This is a genomic window from Streptomyces sp. BK208 (assembly GCF_004364245.1).
In the GTDB taxonomy this organism is placed as follows: Bacteria; Actinomycetota; Actinomycetes; order Streptomycetales; family Streptomycetaceae; genus Streptomyces.
Window position 1 is genome coordinate 137,651 of sequence record NZ_SOAV01000014.1, and the last position, 25,623, is coordinate 163,273.

At 71.3% G+C, this 25,623-nt stretch carries 20 protein-coding genes; 9 read left to right on the top strand and 11 right to left on the bottom strand.

Going from position 1 to position 25,623, the window contains the following annotated elements; all coding sequences use genetic code 11:
• Nucleotides 1-244 precede the first annotated feature (244 nt).
• Genes EV562_RS29785 through EV562_RS29800 form a run of 4 tightly spaced genes read right to left on the bottom strand, consistent with a single transcriptional unit; the run spans nt 245 to nt 3,744 of the window.
• Nucleotides 245-964, bottom strand: a complete 720-nt coding sequence (locus EV562_RS29785) for an ABC transporter permease (RefSeq protein ID WP_133889953.1) — start codon at nt 962-964, stop codon at nt 245-247.
• Nucleotides 965-975: 11 nt separating this feature from the next.
• Complete coding sequence (locus EV562_RS29790) at nt 976-1,887, bottom strand: ABC transporter ATP-binding protein (protein WP_133889954.1); 912 nt, start codon at nt 1,885-1,887, stop codon at nt 976-978.
• Nucleotides 1,884-2,792 carry an ABC transporter permease gene (locus EV562_RS29795; RefSeq protein WP_133889955.1) on the bottom strand — a complete coding sequence of 303 codons (909 nt, stop codon included), beginning with the start codon at nt 2,790-2,792 and terminating at the stop codon, nt 1,884-1,886. Before EV562_RS29795 ends, EV562_RS29790 begins: the two co-directional genes overlap by 4 nt.
• The gene (locus tag EV562_RS29800; RefSeq protein WP_133889956.1) at nt 2,782-3,744 is read right to left on the bottom strand and encodes an ABC transporter ATP-binding protein; all 963 of its coding nucleotides are present in this window, start codon (nt 3,742-3,744) and stop codon (nt 2,782-2,784) included. The genes EV562_RS29795 and EV562_RS29800 overlap by 11 nt, the downstream gene beginning before the upstream one ends.
• Before the next feature lie 398 nt (nt 3,745-4,142).
• On the opposite strand from EV562_RS29800, the gene EV562_RS29805 reads away from it, so the two are divergent.
• From EV562_RS29805 to EV562_RS29825, 5 genes are all read left to right on the top strand, one after another.
• Nucleotides 4,143-5,900, top strand: a complete 1,758-nt coding sequence (locus tag EV562_RS29805) for an SDR family oxidoreductase (protein WP_133889957.1) — start codon at nt 4,143-4,145, stop codon at nt 5,898-5,900.
• Nucleotides 5,901-6,011: 111 nt separating this feature from the next.
• A complete protein-coding gene (locus tag EV562_RS29810; protein ID WP_133889958.1) occupies nt 6,012-6,599 on the top strand; it encodes an RNA 2'-phosphotransferase in 588 nt (195 codons plus the stop codon).
• A gap of 6 nt (nt 6,600-6,605) precedes the next feature.
• Nucleotides 6,606-7,064: a hypothetical protein gene (locus tag EV562_RS29815; RefSeq protein ID WP_133889959.1), complete on the top strand. Its 459-nt coding sequence runs from the start codon at nt 6,606-6,608 to the stop codon at nt 7,062-7,064.
• A gap of 52 nt (nt 7,065-7,116) precedes the next feature.
• Nucleotides 7,117-8,022 (top strand): LLM class flavin-dependent oxidoreductase, encoded by a 906-nt coding sequence (locus EV562_RS29820; protein ID WP_133889960.1) that lies wholly within the window; start codon nt 7,117-7,119, stop codon nt 8,020-8,022.
• 75 nt (nt 8,023-8,097) lie between these two features.
• Complete coding sequence (locus tag EV562_RS29825; protein ID WP_166662063.1) at nt 8,098-8,985, top strand: HAD family hydrolase; 888 nt, start codon at nt 8,098-8,100, stop codon at nt 8,983-8,985.
• Nucleotides 8,986-9,013: 28 nt separating this feature from the next.
• Here the strand turns inward: EV562_RS29825 and EV562_RS29830 are convergent, their stop codons facing one another.
• From EV562_RS29830 to EV562_RS29850, 5 genes are all read right to left on the bottom strand, one after another.
• Nucleotides 9,014-10,066 (bottom strand): M23 family metallopeptidase, encoded by a 1,053-nt coding sequence (locus EV562_RS29830; protein WP_133889962.1) that lies wholly within the window; start codon nt 10,064-10,066, stop codon nt 9,014-9,016.
• A gap of 121 nt (nt 10,067-10,187) precedes the next feature.
• Entirely contained in the window at nt 10,188-11,870 is a 1,683-nt protein-coding gene (locus tag EV562_RS29835; RefSeq protein ID WP_133889963.1) for a GAF domain-containing protein, read from the bottom strand.
• A gap of 76 nt (nt 11,871-11,946) precedes the next feature.
• Nucleotides 11,947-15,450 (bottom strand): thiol reductant ABC exporter subunit CydD, encoded by a 3,504-nt coding sequence (cydD, locus tag EV562_RS29840; protein ID WP_133889964.1) that lies wholly within the window; start codon nt 15,448-15,450, stop codon nt 11,947-11,949.
• A gap of 58 nt (nt 15,451-15,508) precedes the next feature.
• The gene (cydB, locus tag EV562_RS29845) at nt 15,509-16,513 is read right to left on the bottom strand and encodes a cytochrome d ubiquinol oxidase subunit II (protein WP_133889965.1); all 1,005 of its coding nucleotides are present in this window, start codon (nt 16,511-16,513) and stop codon (nt 15,509-15,511) included.
• Nucleotides 16,514-16,533: 20 nt separating this feature from the next.
• A complete protein-coding gene (locus EV562_RS29850; RefSeq protein ID WP_133889966.1) occupies nt 16,534-18,039 on the bottom strand; it encodes a cytochrome ubiquinol oxidase subunit I in 1,506 nt (501 codons plus the stop codon).
• A 211-nt stretch (nt 18,040-18,250) separates the two neighbouring features.
• On the opposite strand from EV562_RS29850, the gene EV562_RS29855 reads away from it, so the two are divergent.
• Nucleotides 18,251-18,625 (top strand): cyclophilin-like fold protein, encoded by a 375-nt coding sequence (locus EV562_RS29855; protein WP_133889967.1) that lies wholly within the window; start codon nt 18,251-18,253, stop codon nt 18,623-18,625.
• A gap of 18 nt (nt 18,626-18,643) precedes the next feature.
• Here EV562_RS29855 and hisC read toward each other — a convergent pair whose 3' ends face one another.
• Nucleotides 18,644-19,723 carry a histidinol-phosphate transaminase gene (gene hisC, locus EV562_RS29860; RefSeq protein WP_133889968.1) on the bottom strand — a complete coding sequence of 360 codons (1,080 nt, stop codon included), beginning with the start codon at nt 19,721-19,723 and terminating at the stop codon, nt 18,644-18,646.
• Between the two features lie 421 nt (nt 19,724-20,144).
• Between hisC and EV562_RS29865 the strand changes: the two genes are divergently transcribed.
• The 3 genes from EV562_RS29865 (at nt 20,145) to EV562_RS29875 (ending at nt 24,076) form a co-directional block, all read left to right on the top strand.
• The gene (locus EV562_RS29865) at nt 20,145-21,257 is read left to right on the top strand and encodes a LacI family DNA-binding transcriptional regulator (protein ID WP_133889969.1); all 1,113 of its coding nucleotides are present in this window, start codon (nt 20,145-20,147) and stop codon (nt 21,255-21,257) included.
• A gap of 660 nt (nt 21,258-21,917) precedes the next feature.
• Nucleotides 21,918-23,024 (top strand): Ser/Thr/Tyr protein phosphatase SppA, encoded by a 1,107-nt coding sequence (gene sppA, locus EV562_RS29870; RefSeq protein ID WP_133889970.1) that lies wholly within the window; start codon nt 21,918-21,920, stop codon nt 23,022-23,024.
• 182 nt (nt 23,025-23,206) lie between these two features.
• Nucleotides 23,207-24,076: a hypothetical protein gene (locus tag EV562_RS29875; RefSeq protein ID WP_133889971.1), complete on the top strand. Its 870-nt coding sequence runs from the start codon at nt 23,207-23,209 to the stop codon at nt 24,074-24,076.
• 24 nt (nt 24,077-24,100) lie between these two features.
• Here EV562_RS29875 and EV562_RS29880 read toward each other — a convergent pair whose 3' ends face one another.
• A complete protein-coding gene (locus EV562_RS29880; RefSeq protein WP_133889972.1) occupies nt 24,101-25,594 on the bottom strand; it encodes a VWA domain-containing protein in 1,494 nt (497 codons plus the stop codon).
• Nucleotides 25,595-25,623: the final 29 nt, after the last annotated feature.

The window sequence follows — 25,623 nt, forward strand, 5'->3', positions numbered from 1 at the left end:
GTCCCCGTCGGTCGGCCCACGCGAGGCATCCCCGCGTGCTCGAAGCGGCCTCCCGCTGCGCCGGCGCCGTCCGGCCTCGTGCATCCCCCACAGTGCCGCGACGGAAAGCCGGGCGCCACCGATTAAATGCGGACGTACACGTACACCGAGGGTGTGCGGCCCGCACCGGCTCCCGGAGTGCGTCGCACGGCCCCGTCACCCGCATGTGGGCGGTACCGGGGCCGACGGACGCTCACCGCGTCGGTCACTCCTCCCCTGCGAGCGTCAGCGACCGCAGTTTCTGGCCCGCGTACCAGGTGGCGAGCACGGTCACCCCGGCCAGCAGCACCGTCGCGGTGGGCAGGCCGACGTCGGAGGTCACCAGGTTGCCGTCGGCGACTTTCTGGGCCACGGCCAGCGACCACTGCTGGACGCTCAGCGTGCGGGCGCCCGGCACCAGGGAACCGAACAGGGCCTCCCACACGAGGGCGTAGACGAGGCCGAAGACCACCGCGTGCCGGGACACCGTGCCCAGCAGCAGGAACAGAGCGGCGTAGGCGATGGAGGCGACCAGCGCGGCGATCGTGTAGGCGACGGCCACCTGCTGGCCGTTGCCGTTGAGGATCAGGCCGGCGAGCAGCGTGGGCACGGCGGAGAAGACCATCGTCACGGCTATGGCGACGATCAGCTTGGTGAAGATGATCGTCGGTCGCTTGATCGGCTTGGACAGCAGGTACACCACCGAGCCGTCGTCGATCTCGGGACCGATGGCGCCGGTGCCGGCGATGACACCGATGATCGGCACCATGGTGGCGAGGGCGAATCCGCCCAGCACGTCCGTCGTGGTCTGGTCGTCGGCTCCGGCGAGTGCGCGCACCGCGACGGCGATCACGAGCAGCAGCAGCGGGAGCGCGCCGAGGATGAGGGCCCGGCGGCGGCCGAGCAGGGCCCGGTAGGTGAGCCGGGCGACTGTGGGGTCGTACATTCTTGGGCCTCCTACGCCGCGACGAGATACGAGAAGACGGACTCGAGGGACTCGTCGGACGGCGAGACCGTGAGCAGCCGGATGCCCTGGTCGCGGGCGACCTTCGGCAACAGCGCCGTGAAGCGGCCGAAGTCCACGGCCTGGATGCGCAACGCGCCCTCGGCCAGGTCGACCTCGATGCCGGACGTCGACGGGTCGGCGATCAGCGCCGCCGCCAGGGCCCGGTCGTCGCTGGAGCGCACCAGGTAGCGGTGCGGCCGGTCGGTCATCAGGCGACGGATCTTGCGGAAGTCGCCGCTGGCCGCGTGGCGTCCGGCGACGATGACCTCGATGTGCCAGGCGAGCTGTTCGACCTCCTCGAGGATGTGCGAGGAGAACAGCACCGTGCGGCCCTCGTCGCCCATGCGCCGCAGCAGGTCCATCAACTGCATGCGCTGGCGCGGATCCATGCCGTTGAACGGCTCGTCGAGCAGGAGCAGTGAGGGCTGGTGCACCAGGGCGGAGGCCATCTTCACGCGCTGGCGCATGCCCTTGGAGTACGTGGCGATCTTCCGGTCCTGGGCGTAGGCCATCTCCACGGTGGCGAGCGCCTCGTCGGCCGCCCTGGCGCCCAGGCCGTGCAGCTCGGCGTTGGCGAGGACGAACTCGCGGCCGGTGAGGAAGTCGTACATCGCCTCACGCTCGGGGACGACGCCGATGTGTTGGTAGATGTTCTCGTTGCGCCAGACCGGCTGGCCGTCGAGGGTGACGCTGCCGGTGGAGGGGGCGAGGAAGCCGCCCATCATGTTGATGAGGGTCGACTTCCCCGCGCCGTTCGGGCCGAGCAGGCCGGTGACGCCGGGGCCGATCGTCATGGTGATGTCGTTGACGGCGACCACGTTGCCGAACCAGCGGGAGACGTGGTCGATGTTCAGCGTGGTCACAGTCCCACCTTCTTGTAGCGGCGCATCAGCAGCCCGTACGCGCCGGCGATCAGGCCCAGGGTGACGAGGACGTAGACCGCGCCCTCGCCGTTGCTCGGGCCGATCCCGCCCGGGGAGGCCGAGGTGGCGCCCAGGAAGGCGGACTGCACTCCGTCGATGAGGGTGATCGGCGAGAACAGGCCTATCCAGGCGACGGCCCCGGAGCTGCCCTGGACGTCCGCGATGGCCTGGAGGGTGGAGACCGCGCCGTAGGTGATGGTCAGGACGGCGATGACGGCGGCGATGCCGAAGCCGCGTCGCGGGGTGACCGAGGCGACGACCAGGCCGAGGCCGGCGAAGAGCAGGGAGAGCAGTGCCACGGAGACCAGTCCCTGCGCGAACCCCTTGGTCTGGTCCGCGAAGTCGAGTTTGGCGAGCAGCGCGCCCACGTAGAGCACCAGCAGGGGCGCGGCGGTGAGGATGAAGAGGGCCGAGGCCAGCGAGGCGTACTTGGCGCGGACGTAGTCGGAGGTCTCGATCGGCCGGGAGAAGTACAGCGGCACGGTCTTGAAGCGCAGGTCGCGCGAGACGGACTGCGGGGCCTGGGCAGCGACGTAGAGGCTGATGACGGCCTGCAGGACGATCGCGTAGCGCGTGTACTCCACGGGCAGGTCGTCGGCCTTGGTGGCGACGGCGACGGCGACCATGATGGCCGCCGGCAGGCACATCACCACGAACAGCAGCATCGGCAGCACCTTGGACTTGGCCGAGCGGCCGAGACCGTAGGCACCGCGCAGGGACTGCGAGTACAGCGAGCGGCGGGCGTAGGCACGGCCGAGGCGGGGGCCGTCGTAGGTGCGGTACCCGATGTTGTGGATGCGGGTCTGGTCGCCCGGGACCGTGGCTGTGGGCTGCTCAGCTGCCATGGCCGACCGCCTCCTTCCTTGCTGCGTCGCTGTCGGTGAAGACCTCCGAGATGTGGTGCCGGCGCTGCTCCATGCGGACCAGGCCGAGTCCGAGGTCGGTTATGACGTCGCGGACCAGGTCGTAGGTCTCCTCGCCCGCCGAGGTGAGCAGCAGGACGCGCCCGGCGCCGGGCAGGCCGCTGCCGTCCTGGACGCTCACCCCGCGCGCGTCCAGCGCGTCGCGCACCGCGCGGGTGCCGTCGGGGTGCTCGTCGGTGTCCGTGACCTCGATCGCGAGGGTCGTGGTGGTCTGGGTGAAGTCCGTGGTGGAGCTGGAGCGCAGCAGCTTGCCGCCGTCCACGACGACGACGTGGTCGCAGGTGCGTTCCAGCTCGCCCAGCAGGTGCGAGGTGACCAGGACGGAGATGCCGAAGTCGGTGTGGATGCGACGGATCAGGCCGAGCATCTCGTCACGGCCGACCGGGTCGAGGCCGTTGGTCGGCTCGTCGAGGAAGACCAGCTGAGGGTCGTGGACGAGTGCCTGCGCGAGCTTGACGCGCTGCTTCATGCCCGTCGAGTAACCGCCTATCGGGCGGTAGCGCTCCTCGTACAGTCCGACGTGGCGCAGGGTGTCGGCGGTGCGCTCGCGGGCGGCGGTGGGCGGGAGGCCGGACATGCGCGCCATGTGGACGACGAACTCGGTGGCCGAGACGTCGGGTGGCAGGCAGTCGTGCTCCGGCATGTAGCCGACCCGCTCACGGATGTCGGCGCCCTTGGTGGCGACATCGAGTCCGAGCACTTCGGCCCGGCCCTCGGTGGCGGGAGACAGACCCAGCAGGATCTTGATCAGAGTGGACTTGCCGGCGCCGTTGGCACCGACGAGTCCGGTCACACCGGGTCCGACATCCACGGAGAGCCGGTCGAGCGCGGTCACCCGGGGGAACCGCTTGCTCAGGCTTTCGGTCGCGATCACAGTCACATCCACGACAGTAGTGACGGGCGCCACCGCGGTCGTCAGACCGCAGAGCCGTCTTCGCGTCAGACTCCAGTAGTACGGGCCCGTAGGGGTTGCCGTACCTGAGAGCCACGGCGCGGCTGTCCCGAGGCCGCGCACCCACCCTATTGACGACTGGTCTAACAACTGGGAGATTCGGCGTCGTCACGTTACGGGCCGGTAGCACGGGCGGCGCGGGCCGCGCCCAGACGGGGGAACGGGGGCGGCAAGGCGACGGCGAGGGCCGACCCGGCGGCGCCCCGCGGACCGGTCCCGCGTGAAGGCCGGTCCCCGTCCAGGGCGCCGTACCGCTTGGACGAGGACACCTTCCGACTGCACGACGATCTGCCGCACGTGCGGCGCTGGGCGGAGGAGGAATGACGGTGCTGGACGGTGCGCGCGAGCGCTGGGTGAGCACGGGCGGGGTCGAGCTGTGCGTGACGGAACTGGGCGATCCGCGGCAGCCCACGGTCGTCCTGGTGCACGGCTACCCGGACAGCAAGGAGGTCTGGTCCGAGGTAGCCGCCCGCCTGGCCGGCCGCTTCCACGTGGTCCTCTACGACGTCCGCGGCCACGGCCGCTCCACCGCGCCGAGGCCGCTGCGGGGCGGGTTCACCCTGGCGAAGCTGACGGACGACTTCCTGGCCGTGGCCGACGCGGTCAGTCCGGACCGTCCGGTGCACCTGGTGGGACACGACTGGGGCTCCGTGCAGTCCTGGGAGTTCGTCACCGTCAGGCGTACCGAGGGCCGTATCGCCTCCTTCACCTCGATGTCCGGCCCGTCCCTCGACCACTTCGGACACTGGATCAACAAACGCCTCAGGCGGCCCACCCCGCGCCGCATCGGGCAGCTGCTCGGCCAGGGTGCCAAGTCCTGGTACGTCTATCTGCTGCACACCCCCGTGCTCCCCGAACTGGCCTGGCGCGGCCCGCTCGGCAAGCGCTGGCCGGGCATCCTGGAGCGCGTCGAGAAGGTGCCCGGCGGCGACTATCCGACCGCGTCCCTGCCGTCGGACGCGGCCCACGGGGCGTGGCTGTACCGGGACAACGTCCGGCCGCGGCTGCGCAGGCCGCGCGAGGACGCCTACGCGCACGCTCCCGTGCAGCTGATCACTCCGCTGGGTGACGCGTTCCTGTCGGAGCGGCTCTACGACGAGTTGGAGCTGTGGGCGCCTCGGCTCACCCGGCGCACCCTGCCCGCGAAGCACTGGGTGCCGCGCACCCGGCCCGACCGGCTGGCGGACTGGATCACGGAGTTCGTCACCGCCGTCGAGGACGGGCGGACCGAGCCGGCGGCGAACGGGAAGCACGCCGACCGCTTCGGCGGACAGCTGGTCCTGGTCACCGGTGCGGGAAACGGCATCGGGCGGGCGACGGCGCTGGCGTTCGCCGAGGCCGGTGCGCGCGTCGTGGCCGTCGACCGGGACCCCGAGTCCGCTGCCCGCACCGCGGAGCTGTCGCGGCTGATCGGTGCGCCGGCCGCCTGGGCGGAGACCGTCGACGTGTCCGACGGGCAGGCCATGGAGAAGCTGGCGGTGAAGGTCGCCGCCGAGTACGGCGTGGTGGACGTGCTCGTGAACAACGCCGGGATCGGACTGTCGGGTTCCTTCTTCGACACCACGCCGGAGGACTGGAAGAAGGTTCTCGACGTCAACCTGTGGGGCGTGATCCACGGCTGCCGTCTGTTCGGCCGGCAGATGGCCGAGCGCGGGCAGGGCGGTCACATCGTCAACACCGCGTCCGCGGCGGCCTTCCAGCCCTCCCGGGCGCTGCCCGCCTACGGCACCTCGAAGGCGGCCGTGCTGATGCTGAGCGAGTGCCTGCGCGCCGAACTGGCTGATCAGGGGATCGGCGTCACGGCGATCTGCCCCGGCCTCGTCAACACCGGCATCACGTCCACGGCGCACTTCGCCGGTGTCGACACGGAGGAGGAGAAGCGGCGACAGCAGCGCACCGCCCGCCTCTACGCGATGCGCAACTACCCGCCGGAGAAGGTGGCCGGCGCCGTGCTGGAGGCGGTCGTGCACAACAAGGCGGTGGTCCCGGTGACGCCGGAGGCGCGAGGCGCTCACTTCATGTCCCGCTTCGCCCCTCGGGTGCTGAGGCGCCTCGCTCGGGTCCAACCACCTCTGTAGTGTCCACAGAAGACCCCAACCAGCCTGTGGATAACCCGACTTGGCTGTGGATCAAACCTGCGGTGGGTAAATCGATCGCGTGACGCGCATCTCACCGGGCAGGCTGGCGCCATGCACCAGGAACGTACAGACGACAGAGACGAAGGCGCACACGACGACAGACGCACAGTGAAGGTGTCCAAGTATCTGTCGAAGCACCTGCGCCACCAGCCGGAAAGGATCGGGCTCACGCTCGACGCGGGCGGCTGGGTCGAGATCGACACACTGATCTCCGCGGCGGCCGCGCACGGCTTCCGTTTCACCCGTGCGGAGCTCGACCACGTCGTCGCCACCAACGACAAGCGGCGCTTCGCCGTCGAGGGCAGCCGTGTCCGCGCCAGCCAGGGCCACAGCGTCGGTGTGGATCTCGGTCTCCCCCCGGTGACCCCGCCGCCGTACCTCTACCACGGGACCGTCTCCCGGCATCTGGAGGCCATTCGTGCCGAGGGCCTGCGGCCGATGAACCGGCACGACGTGCACCTCTCGCCGGACCGCGACACCGCGACCCGGGTCGGAGCCCGCCGCGGCCGGCCGGTCGTGCTCTCGGTGGACGCCGCCGCCATGCACCGCGACGGCCACATCTTCCACGTCAGCGCCAACGGTGTCTGGCTGACGAAGCACGTACCGGCCCGCTACCTGCGCTTTCCCGCCGCGCGCTGACCCAGCATGATCGAAGGCATGGAGCACCTTCCCACCACCCAGTCCGCCGTCACCGCCCTCCGCGCCATCGCCGAGGAGTACGCGCTGGAGATCGAGGTCACCGACGACATCGGCGCCGACCGGACCTCCCGCCGCAGCGCCGCGGGCGTGGGGGTGACGACCGACTCCGACGGCTCCCTTCCGCACGAGGCCTTCGTCGAGTTCGGCGGCGTCCCCCGGGTGACCGTCCGGCTCTTTCCCGAGGACGATGCCCTGATCACCGTGGAGAACGTGGAGTGCCCCGACATCCCGCGCGACGAGGTGCCCGCGTTCCTCCGCTCCGTCTTCGGTGGCCGCGCCTTCGTCAAGGGGCGTCGTTTCCCGCCCGGGTACCACCTGATCGTGCCCCTGCCCGGAGACCGCACCCACCGGGAGTACGTCCCGATGATCTTCCTCAGCCCGTGGCTGAGCAGCCGCGTGCAGTGACGCCGATCGCTGTTTCACGTGAAACAGCGATCGGCCGCATAGGCTCGGAGGTATGAGTCTGCACCTGAGCACCGTGATCCTCCCGTACCGCCGCTGGCACGAAGGCGGCCGTTCGACCTGGACACGGGCCGAGCAGCTCGGCTTCCACACGGCGTACACCTACGATCACCTCTCCTGGCGGAGCTTCCGGGACGGCCCCTGGTTCGGTGCCGTGCCGACCCTCACCGCCGCCGCGGCCGTCACCGAGCGGTTGCGTCTGGGCACCCTGGTCACCTCGCCGAACTTCCGGCATCCGGTGACACTCGCCAAGGAGCTGATCTCCCTCGACGACATTTCCGGCGGCCGGATCACGCTCGGCATAGGAGCGGGCGGCACCGGCTTCGACGCCACGGCGCTGGGTCAGGAGCCGTGGACGCCGCGTGAGCGGGCGGACCGGCTCGGAGAATTCCTGCCGTTGCTCGACCGGTTGCTGACCGAGGACGCCGTGTCGTACGAGGGCGACTTCTACTCGGCGCACGAGGCGCGCAACATCCCGGGCTGCGTACAGCGGCCCCGGCTGCCCTTCGCGGTGGCGGCGACCGGCCCGCGGGGACTGACGCTCGCCGCGCGGCACGGGCAGGCGTGGGTGACCACCGGCGACCCGAAGCTGTTCGAGAGCGGCACCGCCGAGCAGTCGGACCGGGCGCTGCGGCAGCAGAGCGACCGGCTGGCCGACGCCTGTGCCGCCATCGGCCGCGATGCGGGTGAGCTGGACCGGGTCCTGCTCACCGGCTTCACCCCGGAGCGCAGCCGTCCACTGGAGTCCGTGGACGCGTTCGTGGACTTCGCCGGACGCCACCGGGACCTGGGCTTCACCGAGCTCGTCGTCCACTGGCCGATCGCCGACTCGGACTTCGCCGCGGACGAGAAGGTCTTCGAGCGGATCGCGATGGAGGCACCGGCGCAGTTGAAGGACTGACAGCGGGGAAGCGAGGTCCAGGCATGGGAGCCGTAGCTCACATATGTGCGCACCGGCGCACGGGCGTGCACGCACATGCGTGACAATGACCGGGTGACCTCAGCGACCCGACAGCCCGAGCCCCCGGCCGCCGCCACTCGCCCGCGGCTCATCGCCACCGACCTCGACGGCACCCTGCTGCGGGACGACAAGTCGGTCTCCCCGCGCACGGTCACCGCGCTGGCCGCCGCGGAGGAGGCCGGCATCGAGGTCTTCTTCGTCACCGGCCGCCCCGCCCGCTGGATGGACGTCGTCAGCGCCCACGTCCACGGTCACGGGCTCGCCATCTGCGGCAACGGCGCCGCCGTCGTGGACCTGCACGGCGGCCCCGGCAAGCACCGCTTCGTCAAGGTCCGCGAGCTGCCGCAGGAGAACGCGCTGGACGCCGTACGGCTGCTGCGCGAGGCGGCTCCCGGCACGGTGTACGCGGTCGAGCAGACGTACGGGTTCCATCAGGAGCCGGCGTACCCGAAGCTCCACATGGAGGTGCCCGACGGCCTCGTGCCCGCCGAGGAGATCCTGGCGCCGGGCGGTCGCGCCGCCGCCGAGCCCGTCCTCAAGATCCTGGCCTTCCACCCGGAGCTGGACCCCGACGGCTTCCTCACGCTGGCCCGCCTCGCCATCGGCGACCGCGCCAACGTCACCCGTTCCAGCCCCAGCGCCCTGCTGGAGATCAGCGGCCCGGAGGTCTCCAAGGCCAGCACACTCGCTCTGTGCTGCGCCGAGCGCGGCATCTCCCACGAGGAGGTCGTCGCCTTCGGTGACATGCCGAACGACGTGGAGATGCTCACCTGGGCGGGACGTTCCTACGCGATGGGCAACGCGCACCCGGACGTGATCGCCGCGGCCTCGGGGCGGACGGTCGCCAACAACGACGACGGCGTGGCGGTCGTGATCGAGCGGATGCTGGCCGACCTGCACTGACGTCCGCCCCGCAGGACGCCCGGTGCCGTCACCGCAGCGGCACCCCGCGCTGTGACAGCCACGGCACCGGATCCACCGCCGAGCCCGTCTCCGGGGTGACCCGTACCTCGAAGTGCAGGTGGGGGCCGGTGGAGTTGCCGGTACTGCCGGACTGACCGATCCACTGCCCGGCCTCGACCCGGTCGCCCTGGTCGACGGCCACGGCGGCGAGATGGGCGTACTGCGTGTAGTAGCCGTCCGCGTGCTGGACGACGAGCTGGATGCCGAAGGCCCCGCCACAGGTCACCTTCAGGACCCGGCCCGTGCCGACCGAGCGGACCGGTGTCCCGACCGGCACCGCGAAGTCCTGGCCGGTGTGCCGGTTCGCCCATCTCGATCCGCCGCTGCCGAAGGACGCCGACAGCTCGTAGGTCTCGACCGGGGCCACCCAGGACGCTCCGACGCCGGCGTCCTGCTGGTCGAGGCGGACCGCACCGGGGCACGCCCCGGCCGCGACCGAGGAGTCGGCCTGGCCCTCCAGTCGTGACCGCGCGGCCTCCAGCCTGTCCTCGATCTTCTTCTTCAGCTCCACCAGGTCGGTGTCGCGTTTCTCGAGCACCTGCCAGGCCGCCTGTGCCTTGGCCTCGTCGGCGGCGAGCCGGGCCTCGGCCCGCAGGTTCCGGCCGATGGCCCGGTCGACGGCCAGGTTCGCTCGCGCGACCGCCCGCTGACCGCGCATCAGCCCGTCGGGATCGTCGGCGAGCAGCATGCGGGCGGTGAGCGGGAGCCCACCGCCGTCGCGGTACTGGGCGCGGGCGATGCGGCCCAGGTCCTCGTGCATGGCGTCGATCTTCTGCCGCTGTCCGTCGAGCAGTCGCTCGTAGTCCTGAGCTCGCACCCGTTGCGCCTCGGCGGCCCGCCGGCCCTCCTCGTACTGCCGGGTGGCCGTCGCCGCTTCCTCGTACAGTCGCGTCACCTGCGGGCCGAGTGCGGCCCCGGACCCGCCGTCCCCGTCCATGCCGTCGACGGGTCGGGCCGCGAGCAGCGAGAGTGCGCACAGCAGCACCGCAACGAGCAACGGGAGCCGACGGGATGAGCGCATGTCAGCGATCGTGGACCGCCGCAGGGGCCGCAGTCTCGTTCGGGTCGTGCATGTGGGGGACCCGTTGCTGCACTCGGCTCAATGCCGCTGCTGCACACGGGTCAGCACTCTGCGGCGGCGCTCAGTACGGTGCTTCCCACAGCACCGTCGTACCGGCGCCACCCGCCCCGATGCCCGGTCCGATCCGGCTGGCGCCGCCCACGGTCTCGGCGCGGCGCTCCAGGTTGTGCAGGCCGCTGCGCCGTCCGCCCTCGGGGATGCCGATCCCGTCGTCCGCGACGGTCAGACGCACGCCCGGCCGGCCGTCCGGCAGGGTCGCCGTCGCGTCCACGACCACCTCGATCCGGTCGGCGTGAGCGTGCCGGAAGGCGTTGGACAGGGTCTCGCGCAGCGCGGCGATGAGGTTCTTGCCCGTCACGTCGCCGACGGCGGTGTCCACCGGGCCGACGAAGCGGTGCGCGGGCGTGAAGCCCAGCGGAACCGCGGCCATCCCGATCTCGCGCAGGACTCGGGTGCGCAGCCCCGCCGGCGCGTCGGCAGGCTGCTGGAGCGCGAAGATCGCGGAGCGGATCTCCTGAATGGTGACGTCGAGCTCGTCGACGGCCCCGCCGACCCCGTCGCGCACTTCGGGCACGACCGTTCTGCGCTGGGCGTCCTCCAGCATCATCCCGGTGGCGAACAGCCGCTGGATGACGAGATCGTGCAGGTCCCGGGCGATCCGGTCCCGGTCCTCGTACACGGCGAGCCGTTCCCGGTCGCGCTGAGCCTCGGCCATCGTGAGCGCCAGTGCCGCCTGCGAGGCGAACCGGTCGCCCAGCGCCCGCTCCGTCCTGGTGAACGGGCGCTCCCCCCGCGCACGGGGCATGACGAGACCCCCGAGGATGTTCCCGTCCCTGCTCAGCGGCAACAGCATGACCGGCCCGTAGGAACGTGCCGGCCCGGCCGCCAGGCGTGGGTCGGTGGCGGCATCGTCCACGAACACGGGCCGCCCGGTGAGGAGTTCCGCCACGATGCCGTTCTCCGGCGGGATGACCGCTCCGAGGATGTTCGTGGGGTGCGGCGCGTCGACGGCCACGATCTCCAGGCCGCCCCCGTCGGCCGGCAGCAGCACGATCCCCGCGGCCGCTCCGGACAGGCGGCGGGCCTGCTCGGCGACGATCTGCAGGGCGTCGTCGGTGTCGCCGCCGGCCAGCAGGGCGGTGGTGACGGCGACCGATCCGTCGATCCAGCGCTCCCGCTGCTGGGCGGCCTCGTGCAGCCGCGCGTTGCCGATGGCGATGCCGGCCTCGGTGGCCAGAACCCGGACCATCGCGAGGTCGTGGTCACCGAAGGGCTCACCCCCGTGCTTGTCGGTCAGGTAGAGGTTGCCGAAGATCTCGCCCTGCACACGGATGGGTACTCCCAGGAAGCTGCGCATCGGGGGATGGTGCTCGGGGAAGCCGCACGCGCGCGGGTCCTGGGCCAGGTCGGTCAGCCGGACCGGCTCGGGGTGGCTGACGAGCGCGCCGAGCAGGCCCTTGCGACCGTCGGGGAGGCGGCCGACGCGCCGGACGGTCGCCTCGTCGAGGCCGTGGTGCACGAAGTCGGCGAGGCCGTAGCCGTCCTCGTCGACGACGCCGAGGGCCGCGTACCGGGCCTGTGCCAGGTCGGCGGCCGTCTCGCAGATCCGGTGCAGCGTGGAGTGCAGCTCCAGCCCGCTGCCGACGGACCGCATCGCGTCCAGCAGCTTCGGCACCCGCGCCAGTAGTTCGGCCGAGGCTTCCCGAGGGGACGGTGGGAAGCGGGGAGGTGGTGCTGGGGACATGCCCCGAGCCTAATGAGACTGTTTTGTTCAGGAAAGTCGGATTCCTGGAAACTTGGCGAAACTACCGGCCGGCCGGTCACCGCGCCGACACCAGCAGTTCCGCCGCCGCCTCCCGTCCGGCCATCTCCCGCAGTGGCCCCGGCACCGCGGCCAGCTCCGCGTACGGGCCGCGCTGCACGACCCGGCCCCGGTCCAGGACGATGACCTCGTCCACGGCCCGCAGCCCCGCGAGCCGGTGCGTGATCAGCAGGGTGGTACGGCCCTCGGTGGCGGCCAGCAGATCAGCGGTGAGCGCGTCGGCGGTCGGCAGGTCGAGGTGCTCGGCGGGCTCGTCGAGCACGAGCACGGGGAAGTCGGCGAGCAGTGCCCGGGCCAGGGCGAGCCGCTGACGCTGGCCACCGGACAGCCGGGCCCCGTGCTCACCGACCAGCGTGTCCAGACCGTCGGGCAGGGTCTCGGCCCACTCCAGCAGCCGGGCTCGCGACAGCGCGTCCCGCAGCTCCTCCTCGGTGGCGTCCTTCCTGGCCAGCAGCAGGTTCTCGCGGACCGAGCTGTCGAAGAGGTGTGCGTCCTGGGCGCACAGCCCGACCAGCCGCCGTACGTCGTCGCCTGCCAGGGCGTAGGCGTCGACACCGGCGAGCGTGAAGGAGCCCGCGTCCGCGTCGAGGAAGCGCAGCAGGACGTGGGCCAGGGTCGTCTTGCCGGACCCGGACGGCCCGACCACGGCGACACGGCGCCCTTCCGTCAGCGTCAGGCCGACCGCCGTCAGCGCGTCCCGGTCCTGCCCGGCGTGGCGCGCGGCCAGCCCCTTGAGGACCACCGGGAACGGCGAGGCGGGCGCCGGCCGCGGCACCTCCGGCTCCCGCACCGGCTCCGGGGCGTCGAGCACCTCGTGCACGCGCTCGGCGCTCCTGCGCACACGCTGCCGGTACCGCACGGCGAGCGGCATCCCGAGCACGGCCTCGAAAGCGGCCAGCGGGGTGAGTACGACGACGGCCACGGCGACTCCGGCGAGCCGGCCGTCGGCGGCGGCCTGGACCCCGACGAGGGCGGCGCCCGCGACGGTCAGACCGGAGACGAGCGCGGTGAGTCCGTCACCCAGTGCCGTGGCGGTGGCGGCGCGCGAGGCGATCCGCGTGAGGGTGGCGTCGGCCCTCCGCGCCTCGGTGGTCCGCCCGGCCAGGGCGCCGGCGACGGTCAGCTCGGCGGTGCCGGTCAGCAGGTCCGTCACCCGGGTGGCGAGCACGCCCCGGGCGGGGGCGAGCCTGCGCTCGGCGCGGCGAGCCACGCTCGCCGTGACCAGTGGGACGCCGGCACCGGCCGCGAGCAGGCCGACCGCGAGGACCAGGCCCGCCTCCGGCAGCAGCCAGGCCGTGAACCCCACCGACGCGGCGGAGACGACCAGCGCGCTGCCGGCGGGCAGCAGCCAGCGCAGCCAGTAGTCCTGCAGGGCGTCGACGTCGGAGACGAGCCGGGACAGCAGGTCGCCCCGACGGCTGTGCCGCAGGCCCGCGGGCGCCAGCCGCTCCAGCCTCCGGTACACGGCGACCCGCGTGTCCGCCAGCATCCGCAGCACGGCGTCGTGCGACACGAGCCGCTCCGCGTAGCGGAACACGGCCCGCCCGATGCCGAAGGCGCGCGTGGCCGTCACCGGCACCATCAGGTACAGCACCGGGGGCTGCTCCGAAGCCCGCGAGATGAGGTACCCGGAGGTCGCCATCAGGCCCACGGCGCTGCCGAGCGCCAGGCTGCCGAGCAGCAGTGCCAGACCTAGCCGCCCGCGCCGGGCGCCGGACAGGGCACGGACCCTGGCGAGGACACCGTGACGGGCGTCCGCGGCAGGCCCGGCAGGCTCCGGGACCTCGAACGAGGCCGGGACCGAGGGACGAGGGCTTCCTTCCGGCGGGCCCGGCAGCCGACGGGTGCCGTCAAGAGCGGCGGCCGCTGCCGGCTCGTCCAGCCGTACCACCCGGTCGGCCACCTCCAGCAGCGCCGGGCGGTGGACGACCAGCAGGACCGTCCGCCCCGCCGACAGTCTGCGTACGGCGTCCACGACCTCGGCCTCGGTGGCCCCGTCCAGGGCCGCCGTCGGCTCGTCGAGCAGCAGCACCGGCCGGTCCGCGAGAAACGCCCGGGCCAGCGCGAGCCGCTGCCGCTGTCCGGCGGACAGCCCGGCCCCGTCCTCCCCGAGGACGGTCGCCGTGCCCTCGGGCAGCGCGTCCACGAACTCCAGCGCCCCCGCGTCCCGCAGTGCCCGCCGTACCGCGACGTCGTCCGCGTCGGGCCGGGCCAGCCGTACGTTCTCGGCGATGGTGCCGGCGTACAGGTGGGGGCGCTGCGGCACCCAGGAGACGCGAGCGTGCCACTCGGCCACGTCGAGGGTGGCGAGGTCGGCTCCCCCGACCCGGAGGTGTCCCCGGGTGGGAGAGACGAAGCCGAGGAGGGCGTGGAGAAGCGTCGACTTGCCCGCTCCGCTGGGGCCGACGAGCGCGACCGTCTCCCCGGGTTGAACCGTGAGGTTCACGCCCGTGACGGCGTCCGTGCCGCGTCCGGGGTAGCGGACCGTCACGTCCTCGAAGGTCAGGGCACCGTCCGCCGGAACCGGGCCGGTCCCCGACGGCGGTACGGGGCGTTCCAGCACCGAGAAGATGTCCTCGGCGGCGGCCAGTCCCTCGGCCGCCGCGTGGTACTGCGCCCCCACCTGTCGCAACGGCAGATAGGCCTCGGGCGCGAGGACCAGCACGACCAGGCCGTCGTACAGGGCCATGTCACCGTGGACCAGGCGCATCCCGATGGTGACGGCGACGAGCGCCACGGACAGCGTGGCCAGCAGTTCCAGCGCGAAGGACGACAGGAAGGCGATCCGCAGCGTCCGCATGGTCGCCTGGCGGTACTCGCCGGTGATGCGTCTGATCGACTCGGCCTGCGCCCTGGCCCGGCCGAAGACCTTCAGTGTGGGCAGGCCGGCGACCACGTCGAGGAAGTGTCCGGACAGGCGCGACAGCAGCCGCCACTGGCGGTCCATCCGGGACTGGGTGGCCCAGCCGATCAGCATCATGAAGATCGGGATGAGCGGCAGGGTGCCGACGATGATGACCGCCGAGACCCAGTCCTCGGTGACGATGCGGGCCAGCACCGCCACGGGCACGACCACCGCGAGGCCCAGCTGTGGCAGATAGCGCGAGAAGTAGTCGTCGAGGGCGTCGACCCCCCGGGTGGCCAGAGCGACCAGCGAGCCGGTGCGCTGACCGCTCAGCCAGCCGGGTCCGAGCGCACCGGCACGGTCCAGCAGCCGGCCCCGCAGCTCCGACTTCACCGCCGCGCTCGCCCGGTGCGCTGCCAGTTCGGTGAGCCAGCCGACCAGGGCCCGCCCGCAGGCCACGGCTACCAGCAGCAGCAGCGGAGTACGCAGACCGGTGACCGGCGTGCCGTGCTGGAAGGCGCCCACTACCACCTCGGCGATCAGCATCGCCTGCGCGACGAGCAGACCGGCCCCGACGGCGCCCAGGGCGACGACCGCCGCCAGGAACAAGCGGGTGGCGCGCGCGTACCTCAGAAGACGTGGGTCGATGGGTTTCACGTGAAACAGGCCTCCCTGCCCCAGAGGTGCGTTTCACGTGAAACGCACCCCGACGGACTCAGTGCGCGACGTCGGCGAGGTGCTGGGTGCCGATGCGCTTGCGGAACACCCAGTACGTCCAGCCCTGGTAGAGCAGGACGACCGGCGTGGCGATCACGGCCAGCCAGGTCATGATCTTCAGCGTGTAGGCACTGGACGAGGCGTTGGTGACGGTGAGGCTCCAGTCCGCGTTCAGCGTGGAGGGCATGACGTTCGGGAAGAGCGTCAGGAAGAGCATCGCCACCGCGGCCACGATGGTGACGCCGGACAGCGCGAACGCCCAGCCCTCTCGCCCGGCCTGGTTCGCCGTCAGCGCGGCGACCAGAGCGGCGACGGCCACCACGAGGGCGACCAGGCTCTTGGCGTCTCCGCTGTCCGCCTGCGTCCAGATCAGGAAGGCCAGGGCCAGCACGGCCGTGACCAGGCCGACCCGCAGCGCCAGGGTCCGGGCGCGCTCACGGATCTCGCCGACGGTCTTGAGCGCGGTGAACACCGTGCCGTGGAAGGTGAACAGCGTCAGCGTCACCAGGCCGCCGAGGAGGGCGTACGGGTTGAGCAGGTCCCAGAGCGAACCGACGTACTCCAGGTCCCGGTCGATCTTCACCCCGTGGACGATGTTGCCGAAGACGACGCCCCACAGGAACGCGGGGATCAGCGAGGTCCAGAAGATCGCTGTCTCCCAGTTGCGCTGCCACCTCTCCTCGGGCCGCTTCACGCGGTACTCGAAGGCGACCCCCCGGACGATCAGGCAGACCAGGATGACCAGCAGGGGCAGGTAGAACCCGGAGAAGAGGGTGGCGTACCACTCGGGGAAGGCGGCGAAGGTGGCGCCACCGGCCGTGAGCAGCCAGACCTCGTTGCCGTCCCACACGGGGCCGATGGTGTTGATCAGCACCCGCTTCTCGGCGCGGTCGCGGGCGAGCAGCTTGGTGAGCACACCGACCCCGAAGTCGAAGCCCTCCAGGAAGAAGTAGCCGGTCCACAGGACGGCGATCAGGACGAACCAGACGTCGTGCAGTTCCATGACTGTGCAGCTCCCTCGGCCTAGTACGAGAAGGCCATCGGCTTGTCGGCGTCACTGCGATCGCCGCCGACCTTCGTGGGCGGATTGAGGTCGGCCTCGGTCAGCTCGGGCGGTCCCGCCTTCACGTACTTCGCGAGGAGCCGGACCTCGATGACGGCCAGGACGGCGTACAGCAGGGTGAAGACGGACATCGAGATGACGACCTCGGCGGTGGAGACACCGGGGGAGACCGCGTCTCGGGTCTGCATCACGCCGTAGACCACCCAGGGCTGGCGGCCCATCTCCGTGAAGATCCAGCCCCACGAGTTGGCGATCAGCGGGAACGCCATCGTCCACACCGCCAGCAGCCAGTACATCCGGGAGAGCCTCGACCCGAGCGGCTTCTTCAGCAGCACCAGACGCGGGACCTCGTCCTCCCCGGTGCGCAGCGCCGGTGGCAGCAGGAACCTCTTCCGTGTCAGCCACAGGCCCAGCAGACCCAGCGAGAAGGACGCCATGCCGAAGCCGATCATCCAGCGGAAGCCCCAGTAGGCGACGGGGACGATGGGCTTGTAGTCGCCGGGCCCGAACTTCTCCTGGAGCGCCTTGTTGGTGTCGTGGATACCGGGCACGTAGGACTCGAAGTCGCTGTGCGCGAGGAAGGACAGCAGGCCGGGGATCTCCAGGGCGACCGTGTTGTGCCCCTTGTCCACGTCCCCGTAGGCGAAGACGGAGAACGGCGCCGGCTGCTCGCCGTCCCACAGGGCCTCGGCGGCGGCCATCTTCATCGGCTGCTGCTCGTACATGACCTTGCCGAGGGTGTCTCCGCTGACCGCGGTGAGCAGTCCGCCGACCGCCAGGGTCACCAGGCCGAGCCGGAGCGAGGTCCGCATCACCGTGATGTGCCGCTTGCGCATCAGGTGGAAGGCGGCGATGCCGACCATGAAGGCGCCGCCCGTGAGGAAGGCCGCCGAGAAGCTGTGGAAGACCTGGTTGAGCGTGGTGTTCTGGGTGAGGACCTGCCAGAAGTCGGTGAGTTCGGCGCGGCCCTTGTCCTCGTTGATCCGGTAGCCGACGGGGTGCTGCATCCAGGAGTTGGCCGCGAGGATGAAGTACGCGGACAGCAGGGTGCCGATCGAGACCATCCATATGCAGGCCAGGTGGATCTTCTTGGGCAGCTTGTCCCAGCCGAAGATCCACAGACCGATGAAGGTGGACTCGAAGAAGAAGGCGATCAGCGCCTCGAAGGCGAGCGGAGCGCCGAAGACGTCACCGACGAAGCGGGAGTAGTCCGACCAGTTCATGCCGAACTGGAACTCCTGCACGATGCCGGTGACGACACCCATCGCGATGTTGATCAGGAAGAGCTTGCCCCAGAACTTGGTCGCCTTGAGGTACTTCTCCTTCTCCGTGCGGACCCAGGCGGTCTGCAGTCCGGCCGTGAGGGCGGCCAGCGAAATCGTCAACGGGACGAACAGGAAGTGGTAGACGGTCGTGATGCCGAACTGCCATCGCGCCAGCGTCTCCGGCGCCAGAGCCAGGTCCACGTCGTCACTCTCCTTACCCTCGCCACATCGCCGTGGTCAGCGGCGCTTTGAGCGTGTTTGTCACACCCATCGTGGGCGCAACCGGGACACGCTTGTGAACGCGTTCACATTCACAAGCAATTATGACCTACTGCTTTTCGACACCGGAAGGGGGGTCCCCTGTGACGTCAACCCCTTGGCATGGTCTTCAACATATTGTTGAATCCACGGCATGCGGATACGGATCTCATGGCACGCGGGACACCTCACCGCGGCACTCGACGACACCCCGACCACACAGATGCTGCTCAAGGCGCTGCCACTCACTGCCTCCGCCCACACCTGGGGCGAGGAGGTGTACTTCGACACAGGCGTGTCCGTTCCACGTGAAACGGACGCCCGTCAGGTCGTCGAACCGGGCACGGTCGCCTTCTGGACCGACGGGGACGCCCTGGCCCTCCCCTACGGCCCGACGCCGATCTCGCGGGGCGACGAGTGCCGCCTCGCGAGTCCGTGCAACGTCATGGGCCGTCTCGAAGGCGAGCCGCGTCTCCTGGCGACGGTGCGCGACGGCGACCCGGTCCGCGTCGAACGCGTCGACGGCTGACCACGGCTCCTTGCCGGCCTACAGCTCCTTGCGGAACTCCTCCGACACCTTCAGGAAGATGTCGTTCGCCTCGCTCTCGCCGATCGTCACGCGTACGCCCTCACCCGCGAAGGGCCGGACGACCACGCCGGCCTGTTCGCAGACGTTCGCGAAGGCGAGCGTGCGCTCCCCCAGCCGCAGCCAGACGAAGTTGGCCTGGCTCTCCGGCACGGTCCAGCCCTGCGCACCCAGCGCGTCGGCCACCCGGGTGCGCTCGCACACCAGTGAGCCGACCCGCCCGATCAGCTCGTCCTCGGCACGCAGCGAGGCGATCGCCGCCTCCTGGGCGATCTGACTGACCCCGAAGGGCACCGCCGTCTTGCGCAACGCCGCAGCCACCGGTTCGTGCGCGATCGCGAACCCGACGCGCAGGCCGGCCAGCCCGTAGGCCTTGGAGAAGGTGCGCAGCACGCAGACGTTGGGCCGCTCACGGTAGAACTCGACGCCGTCCGGGACCTCGGGGTCGCGGATGAACTCGCGGTAGGCCTCGTCCAGGACCACCAGCACATCGCTCGGCACCCGGTCCAGGAACCGCTCCAGCTCGGCCCGCCGTACCACCGTGCCCGTCGGGTTGTTGGGGTTGCAGACGAAGATCAGCCGGGTCCGGTCGGTGATCGCGTCCGCCATCGCGTCCAGGTCGTGCACCTCGCCCGGCGTCAGCGGCACCTGCACGGACGTCGCACCGCTGATCTGCGTGATGATCGGGTACGCCTCGAAGGAGCGCCAGGCGTAGATCACCTCGTCGCCGGGGCCCGAGGTCGCCTGGATCAGCTGCTGGGCCACTCCGACCGAACCGGTACCGGTGGCCAGGTGGGACAGCGGCACGCCGAAGCGGTCCGACAGCTCGGCCATCAGCGCCGTGCAGGCCATGTCGGGATACCGGTTGAAGGAGGAGGCGGCGGCCGTCACCGTCTCCATCACCCCCGGCAGGGGCGGATACGGATTCTCGTTGGAGGACAGCTTGTAGGCCACCGGACCGTCGGCCGCGGCGGGCTTGCCCGGCCTGTAGGTGGGAATCCCCTCCAGCTCGGCGCGCAGCCTGGGGTTCTTCTCGCTCACCGCAGTCCTCCTCGTGACCACCACCGGCATCGAATACTCCTCACCTTAAGAGGATTCGCCGCCGCTGCGTATAGGTGGACCGGACCTCGTCCGGGTGCGACCAGGTCTCGTCCGTCACACGGGCATCAGGGGCATCAGAGCACGAAGGCGCACGATTCGGGGGGCGCGCCGCACATATATCTACGCGCCGGTGGCTCGCGCCGTGGCGCGCGTCCCTCGTGCAGGTGAGTTGAGACCTCTTCGCAACATCCGCCACCCCGCAGGCCCTCACTGGTCAACACGTCAGCTAATGGGATGAGAACCACCAACTAGCTTTCATTCCAAGGGCGTTCGCGCTTAATGATCATGCAAAAACGTGACTGTCAACGCGTGCATATGCGTCCGCGCTACCCCACCCGATGAGCCCTACTATCGGCTCGCCATGACAGCAGCAGGGAAGCACCAGGTGAGCCGCGCGGAAACCTCACGTCGAGGCAACCGGCCGGGTCGGGCGGGCATCAGGGACGTGGCCGCCGCCGCCGGAGTATCCATCACTACCGTCTCCGACGCCCTCAACGGCAAGGGCCGACTCCCGGATGCCACCCGGCGCCATGTGCGCGAGGTCGCCGACCGTCTGGGCTACCGGCCCTCGGCCGCCGCCCGCACGCTCCGCACCGGCAAGTCCGGGCTGATCGGCCTGACCGTGACGACGTACGGGGATGAACCTTTCACCTTCACCGAGTTCGCGTACTTCGCGGAGATGGCGCGCGCCGCCACGTCCGCCGCGCTCGCCCGCGGGTACGCCCTCGTCATCCTCCCGGCGACCTCCCGTCACGACGTGTGGTCCAACGTCGCGCTCGACGGCACGGTCGTCATCGACCCCTCGGACCACGATCCGGTCGTCAGCGAACTGGTCCGCCAGGGGCTGCCCGTCGTGTCCGACGGCCGCCCGGGCGGCTCGCTGCCGGTCACCGCTTGGGTCGACAACGACCACGAGGCGGCGGTGCTCGGCATCCTCGACCACCTCGCCGACGCCGGCGCCCGCAGGATCGGCCTGCTCACCGGCACCACGACCGACACGTACACCCACCTGTCGACCACCGCCTACCTGCGCTGGTGCGAGCGGGTCGGCCAGGATCCGGTCTACGAGGCCTATCCGGCGCACGATCCGTGCGCCGGCGCGGTCGCCGCCGACCGGCTGCTCGCCCGGCCCGACCGGCCCGACGCCGTCTACGGCCTGTTCGACCCGAACGGCACCGACCTGCTCGCCGCCGCCCGCCGATACGGGCTGCGCGTCCCCGAGGACCTGCTGCTGGTCTGCTGCAGCGAGTCCACCGGGTACGCGAGTACGGAGCCGCCGATCACCACCCTGTCGCTGAAACCCCGCCGCATCGGCACCGCCGTGATCCAGGTCCTCATCGACGCGATCGAGGGGCTGCACTCCGACCAGCCGGTCGAGCAGGTGATACCGACCGAACTGATCGTGCGTACGTCGTCGCAGCGACGGCCACCGCGTACGACGGTCAGCCCTCCGCGGTCGCCGGAGGGCGAGTAGGGCCGCCCGGTCCCGCGGCACGCACGGCGGCCGGGTCACCGGCCGGGTGGGACGCGGCCGCGCGGCCGCGCGGACTCCGGGACTCCGGGACTCCGGGACTCCGGGACTCCGGGACTCCGGGACTCCGGGACTCCGGGACGAGTATCGATCGCCGGGGTGCGAGAGGCGAGGAGCGGGACGCGAGGCCGGCGGCCGACAGCGGCGCCGTGCGCTCGGCCCCGCCCGGCCGAGGCACCCCTGGGCCGGCCGCGAACCGCGCACGGCGTGGCCCGACCGGAACGGCACGTACCGAAGGACGCCATGCACGAACAGGCGGCCGGCGCGGAGTGACGGCACGCGCGGAGTGACGGCACGGCCGGAGTGACGGCCCCAGGCGGACGGTGACGGCGCGGGCGGACGGTGACGGCCTAGGACGGGCGAGGCATAGGACGGCGAAACAGGGCGGCGAAGGCCACACCCGACACGTCCGTCACGGCATTGGACCGTGGTGACGGACGGGCGAAGCCAGGCCCAAACGGGGCGAAAGCCGCGGCGAAACGGAGTCCTGTCCTGATTCACCACCCCTGGGTCATCACACAGCGCGATCCGCATTCCTATGATGGGCCCACACACCGCGGGCCGCTGCGACCAGGCAGTCCGAAGCGGTGCAGATGCGGCGCGATGGTGGAGGGGTCGATGACTCAGGGGGCCGGTCAGGGACCCGAGGTGGAGCGGACGGCGACGGTGCGCGACTTCCGGGTGCCCGCGTACGTCCACGAGACCGCTCCGTACGCTGCCCCCGGCATGCACACGGGCGAGTCCGCCCCACCCTCCGAGGAGCGGCTCGAAGCTGCCGTGCCCGAGGGTTACACGCCCACGCAGCGCGATCTGCCCGTCATCCGCCGGGGCGACACGGTCCAGGTCGCGGTCGATCCCGAGCCGATCACGGTGCAGCCGCCGGCCACCCGCCAGGGCCCCCTGTTCGTCGTCGGCGACGTGCACGGCTACCTCGACGAGCTGTTGGCCGCCCTGCGGGAGAAGGGCCTCGTCGACGACGCCGGCCAGTGGTGCGCGGGCACCTCCCGGCTGTGGTTCCTCGGCGACTTCACCGACCGCGGCCCGGACGGCATCGGCGTCATCGACCTGGTGATGCGGCTGTCCGCGGAGGCCGCCGCGGCCGGCGGCTACTGCAAGGCCCTGATGGGCAACCACGAGCTGCTGCTGCTCGGCGCCAAGCGGTTCGGCGACACCCCCGTCAACTCCGGTGCGGGCACCGCCACCTTCCAGGCCGCCTGGCTGCTGAACGGCGGGCAGAAGACCGACATGGACCGCCTTCAGGATCACCACCTGCAGTGGATGGCCCGTCTCGACGCCATGGAAGAGGTCGACGACCACCTGCTGGTCCACTCGGACGCCACCACCTACCTCGACTACGGCCGCTCCATCGAAGAGGTGAACGACACCGTTCGCGAGACGCTCACGCGCAACGACGCGGAGGAGGTGTGGGACCTGTTCCGCAAGCTCACCAAGCGCTTCTCCTTCCGGGACGAGGGCGGCGCCGACGCCGTGCGCTCACTGCTGGATACGTACGGCGGCACCCGGATCGTTCACGGCCACAGCCCCATCCCCTACCTGCTGGGCGAAGTCGGCTCCGAGGACGGCGAGGACGACACCCGCACGGTGGTCGAGGGACCGCACGTCTACGCGGACGGCCTGGCCATCGCGATGGACGGCGGCGTCACCATGGCCGGAAAGCTGCTGGTCCAGCAACTTCCACTGGGCGCCTGACCGTTCGTCCGACGGGCTCTTGGGCTGCGCCGTCCGTACAGAGCGGCACCCAATTTCCGGAAACCCCCTGTCACCCTCCACCGTCACCGCTCTACCATCGGCTTATCCGTAGCAGGCTCCCCTCCGTTTCTGCCCGACGGCTCGTTGGCATGCGAGCCCCAAGCCCTACGGAGCATCGGGGGATGCACATGAACAGCGTTCCGCAGCATCTGTCGAACGAGGACCGCCAAGAGTACGTGCGGGTCCTCGACGAGGCGCTGCGCTCCGCACCACACCGCCCGGAGCTGGCCGCCGTCGGTCAGCGGCTCAACTCCGAACAACTGCGCACCATGGCCCTCAACGCCACTGCCCTCATCACGGCGGCGGCCACGACCGAGTACCAGCACTACGTGAAGGTCCGCGAGGAGCTGCGCCGCCCGGCGCCCGCGGACGCTGCGTCCGCCCCGCACGAACCCGGCTCCGAGGAGCAGGACTCGGGAGCGGTGGGACTCGCCGCCACCGTGGGCGAGATGGCCGAGGCGACCGGTGCGGGGGCCGTCGCCGTCGTCGCCGTCCTGGCACCGGTCCTGGCCGGCACCGCCGCGGCGATCTTCCTGCTGGTCGGATACATCCTGAGGGTGCTCGACCCGGAGCAGGCCTTCGCCCGGACCATGCTCACCACGGGATGGGTGTTCGGCGCCGTCACCGCGGTGGCGATCCTGGTCGCCGCGGTGGGGCTCCTGCTCACCGCGCTGCGCAACCGCCCCTCCGCCGAGTCCGGTTTCTACACCGCGCGCGACGAGGAGGTGGCCCGGGCCAGGGCCGCCTGGCACGAGGCTCTGCTGGAGCGCGGCATCCTGCCGTTCCTGCAGGAGGCACTCGCCGACCCGGGAGCGGCGGCCCTGGATCGAGCCGGTCCGGCCGCTCCGCGCAGCCGCATGCCGCACCTCGGCTACGGCCGACCCGGGTTCACCAGCCCCGACGGCGGCCCCGACGCGGGTCCGCGTCCGAGCTACTCGAGTCCGGACTACAGCAGTCCGGACTTCGGCGGCCCGGACCACCGGCCCGAGTAGCCACCGGCACGGGCGGGCAGCGGTTCAGAGGATGCCCGCCCGGCCGGCGGCAGTGATCCAGGACGGGAACTCGGACAGCAGCCGGTCGTACAGCTCCGGGTCCGGTACGGTGCCGATGTCGTCGACGGCGAAGAAGCCCGCGTTGTCGACGCGACGGCCCGGCAGGGTGTCGAACCGCTCCAGCACCCCGTAGTTGGAGCGCCCGAGCCCCACGAACTGCCAGAAGACGGGTTCCTCCACGGCCTCCCGCAGCTCCCGCTCGATCTCGGCGTCGCGGTAGACACCGCCGTCGGAGAAGAACAGCACCAGCGTCGGGACCGGCGCCGGATGCTCCCGGACGAAGGCGCGGACCTCGGCGATCACCTTCTGCTCCTCGTTCTGGATGCCGACCGCCCGCATGTCCACCTGCTCGGGGTGCAGCCCCTTCTTCCTGCCCCGGCGGAACAGGCTGATCTCCCCCACCCGCACGTGCAGCCGCAGCCACTCGGGCAGCTCGCCCAGGCGCAGGTCGGGCAGCCGGGCCGGGTTCGAGGCGAAGGTCCACGCCTGCATCTCCCCGTCGTCGTCCAACTGCGCGGCGACGGCGGCCATCCGCTCCACCACGTCCGCGACGACGCCCTTGGAGTAGAGGAACGACATGGAGCCGGAGGCGTCCAGGACGAGGACGACCCGCGCGGTGGCACCGGCCGCCCCGTGCTTGCTCAGGCTGACCGCGACCTGCTCCTTGCGCAGGGACAGCCGCTTGCGCATGTCCACGGGAAGCCGGTCCTCGCCCTTGGTGAAACGAGGGCCGGCGGAAGCCGGCGCCGCGGCCTGCGGCACGAGCGGCGGTACGGCCGGCGGTACGGGCGGCCGCGACGGAACGGGGGGTGGTACGGGCGTGGCGGGTGGCGTCGACGGCAGGGGAGCCGGCGGGACCGAGGCCGGAGCCGGGGTCGGGGCGGCGGCCGGGGCGGAGCCCGCCGCCGGGGGAGCGTCGTCCACGGTGATGCCGAAGTCGGTGGCCAGCCCCGCGAGCCCGGCGGCGTACCCCTGCCCGACCGCGCGGAACTTCCACGCCCCCTGGCGCCGGTACAGCTCCCCGGCGACCAGTGCGATCTCCGGCCCGGCGGTGATGTCGAACCGGGCCAGCTCGGTGCCCGTCCCTGCGTCCAGCAGCCGCAGCGACAGCCCGGGGACCCGGCCGAACGTCCCGCCGTCCGCCGAGGCGCACAGGACGATGCGCTCGACGGCCATCTCCACCGCGCGCAGGTTCACCTCCACGGCGTCGCCCGTGGTCCCCGCAACCGCGCCGGGGACGCCGTGCCTGCCCAGGTGCCGCACGGAGCCGGACGTGTGACGGGGCTGGTTGTAGAAGACGAAGTCCCCGTCGTCCCGCACCCGTCCGGCCGAGGTGAGCAGCAATGCGGAGGCGTCGACCTCGGGTACGCCCGCCCCGGCGGACCACACCAGTTCGACGCGCACCGCGGGGGAGTCGACGGCGACGTTGGCACCCTTGCTCAGTGAGGTGGCTGTCATGCGTCCAGTCTGCCGAGCGGGACCCCTCG